General features: G+C 37.9%; 3 protein-coding genes. 1 reads left to right on the top strand and 2 read right to left on the bottom strand.

The window, feature by feature from the left end:
• The first annotated feature begins 404 nt into the window (after positions 1-404).
• Positions 405-872: a hypothetical protein gene (locus WB217_RS18415; protein WP_423994773.1), complete on the top strand. Its 468-nt coding sequence runs from the start codon at positions 405-407 to the stop codon at positions 870-872.
• 41 nt (positions 873-913) lie between these two features.
• Here the strand turns inward: WB217_RS18415 and WB217_RS18420 are convergent, their stop codons facing one another.
• Together WB217_RS18420 and spoVK are read right to left on the bottom strand one after the other, a co-directional pair.
• Positions 914-1,144: a glutaredoxin family protein gene (locus WB217_RS18420; protein ID WP_423994774.1), complete on the bottom strand. Its 231-nt coding sequence runs from the start codon at positions 1,142-1,144 to the stop codon at positions 914-916.
• Between the two features lie 137 nt (positions 1,145-1,281).
• Complete coding sequence (spoVK, locus tag WB217_RS18425) at positions 1,282-2,229, bottom strand: stage V sporulation protein K (protein ID WP_423994776.1); 948 nt, start codon at positions 2,227-2,229, stop codon at positions 1,282-1,284.
• Positions 2,230-2,844 lie beyond the last annotated feature (615 nt).

Below are 2,844 nucleotides of genomic sequence, written 5' to 3' on the forward strand. Positions count from 1 at the left end.
CTGCATCCTCACCTTCAAATATGAATCTTCCCTTATCTAAATCCCAGCCAAAATCAATACCACCGATATTATAATTTATTTCTGACCCCATATTAGAACTCCTTTATCTATCTATGTATTGGTATGTAACTCACAAAATTTAAATTTGCTTCGTTATTTTATCCCTAATAACATGATTTAAGTAGAGAAACACCACTCTTTTTACCCGAATAAAAATATTTCAAAACCTAAAAGCCAAAAAAATATTCTTATTATTTTCAAGGTCGAGATATTATTGCATACTACAAAGCATAAATAAGGCTTTGTTAACTTTCCACGATGGATTTATCCAAGCCTGACACCAAACGAAAGGAAAAAATTTTACTCACTAGAAATACTAAAACAACGATAGGGAGGACCAGCTTTTGTTTAATAAAGTACTTTTATGGGGCATGCTCATACTTCCCTGGTTCACTTTGTTTTTCTTAAAAAAAGAAGGAATAAAACGATACATGCCGGTTGCACTCTTCGCCTCCCTTTTGATGACGATTTATAATGTAGTTGCCTATAATCAAAAACATTGGGAGATTAATGATACCATCAACCCCTGGCTGAAGCCATTATTCGTACCAGGTATATTTGGCGGCTTTTTAATCGTCACTATTTGGATCTTTTATTATACATATGGACGATTCTGGAAATATTTAATTACAAACATGGCAGCTGACTTTATGTTTGCGATCTTTCCTATTCATTATTTGTTTCAAGAGAAGCTGGGAATTTACCAGCTAACTTACATTACTCCATTAGGTCGTTTCACATTATTTGTTATCTTTGCTATAGTGTTGTATCTATACCAGCTTTGGCAGGAAGAGATATTTATTGCAAAATAAAAAAGGATTCCAATTTTGCTGGAATCCTTTTGCTAATTTTATTACTTTAAGTGAGACATAATTGAGTTAGGGTCGAAGCCTAAAACCCATTGGCCATTTACGTTTGATTGAGGTACACCCATCTGGCCAGTTGTATCAACAAGCTTTTGAGCTTCAATTGGATCTTGCTGTACATTAACTTCTTTGTATGCAATACCCTTGTCATCTAAAAAGTTCTTCAACATTGTGCAATAAGGACATGTATTCGTTGTGTAAACTGTAATATCGTTCATTAAAATTCCTCCCGAGAAAAATATTTAATATACCCTTAAGGGTATATTAACAAATACAAAAAATAATGTCAACTATAGTTGTTGACATTATTTTAGCCATATTGAATTTACCAATCTAATTTTTAATCCTTGCTCAATTAATCATTTGAAAATACAAGGTCATTACTGCGGATTGTCATCAATTCATGCCTGTCATATTGGTTTTGCATCAGCAGCCTCATTGCCTGTGCCCTAATTGATTTTTCTATCACATTGCGTACATATCGTCCATTCGAAAAAGCTGCTGGACCAAGAGTTGATTTTATTGCAACCAGATGCTCACGAAGTTTTTTCTCTGACTCATGGCTTAGACTGTATTCCCTTTCCTTTAGCATCCGCTGGCTTATTTCCATCAGCTGGTCAATTGAATAGTCTGGAAAATCGATGACAAGCGGAAACCTGGAATGCAACCCTGGATTCAAAGTCAAAAAATACTCCATCTCCCGGGAATACCCGGCTAGGATTAAAATGAACTCGTGCTGTTTATCCTCCATATGTTTCACAAGGGTGTCAATTGCTTCCTTGCCAAAATCCTTTTCTCCACCGCGCCCGAGTGAATATGCTTCATCGATAAATAAGATGCCACCCATCGCTTTCTTAATTAAATCCCTTGTTTTTTGTGCTGTATGCCCGATATACTCCCCAACAAGGTCAGCCCTTTCAGCCTCAATCAGATGCCCCTTTGAAAGGACGTTCATCTTCAGGAACAGTTTCCCAATTATTCTCGCTACTGTAGTCTTGCCAGTTCCCGGGTTACCCTTGAACATCATGTGCAGAGCCTGCTTCCCAGCTTTAAGCCCCATTTCTTCTCGTTTTTTATTCACATATATCCAGGCATATATTTCTTTAATCATTCGTTTCATTTCTTCCATGCCAACAAGCGTCCCGAGCTCTTCCTCAATATCCTTCAAGGCAGCATGCTCTTGCGGGATCGACTTTGGAACCAGCTGCGAATCAGGCAATTCCTTCGTTAACGTTTTCCTTTTCTGTGCGTTCAAAACAATACTGATTTGACCGTTGTTTTTCTTTCGAAGCGGTTGGTCCAAAGATTTCACCTCTCATTCTCGAAACAGTGTACGTGCCTAAGCAGTAGTAGTGACACATGCCCATCAATAGGCATAAGCCCTTATAAATCAAGTTTGATCTAGTTTATGATGGATTCCCAAACAACGTTTTCCTAATGCTTAAATTCCTGGATATGCCAATTCCATCAAATTCTTACAGCATTTTTCACCATTTGTCAGAATCTGCGGTTTCCCAAGAAATAACTCATATATTTATATGTATTCCAGTAAGCATGAATTCATTTTTAAAAATAATTCATATACACTAAAAGTTTTTTGTATGTTCCTACGATATAAAAATGAGAGCTGTTTCCAGCTCTCAAACTGTAGGTAAACTTGAAAAATAAGGTTGCCTACAGTCTGTTTATTTAGTATATCTCTCTAAAACTAGTCTGTTGATTTCCGTTCCAGGCGCTTCGCTTTCCGCGGAAGAATTATGAAAAAGCCCAACTGCCGGCTTTTTCATAAGCAAATTCTTCTAGGGGCGTGCGGTGAGCCTCCTCGTCGCTATCGCTCCTGCGGGGTCTCACCTGTCCCGCTGCTCCCGCAGGACACTGAATAACTTCCTCGAATCCGCCCTCGCACGATGGAAATGCG

It is taken from the genome of Mesobacillus sp., assembly GCF_049588175.1.
GTDB lineage: Bacteria > Bacillota > Bacilli > Bacillales > Cytobacillaceae > Mesobacillus.

Bases quoted from the DNA above. Each gene is read 5' to 3' on its own strand.
- WB217_RS18420 (WP_423994774.1), bottom strand. From the start codon at position 1,144: ATGAACGATATTACAGTTTACACAACGAATACATGTCCTTATTGCACA.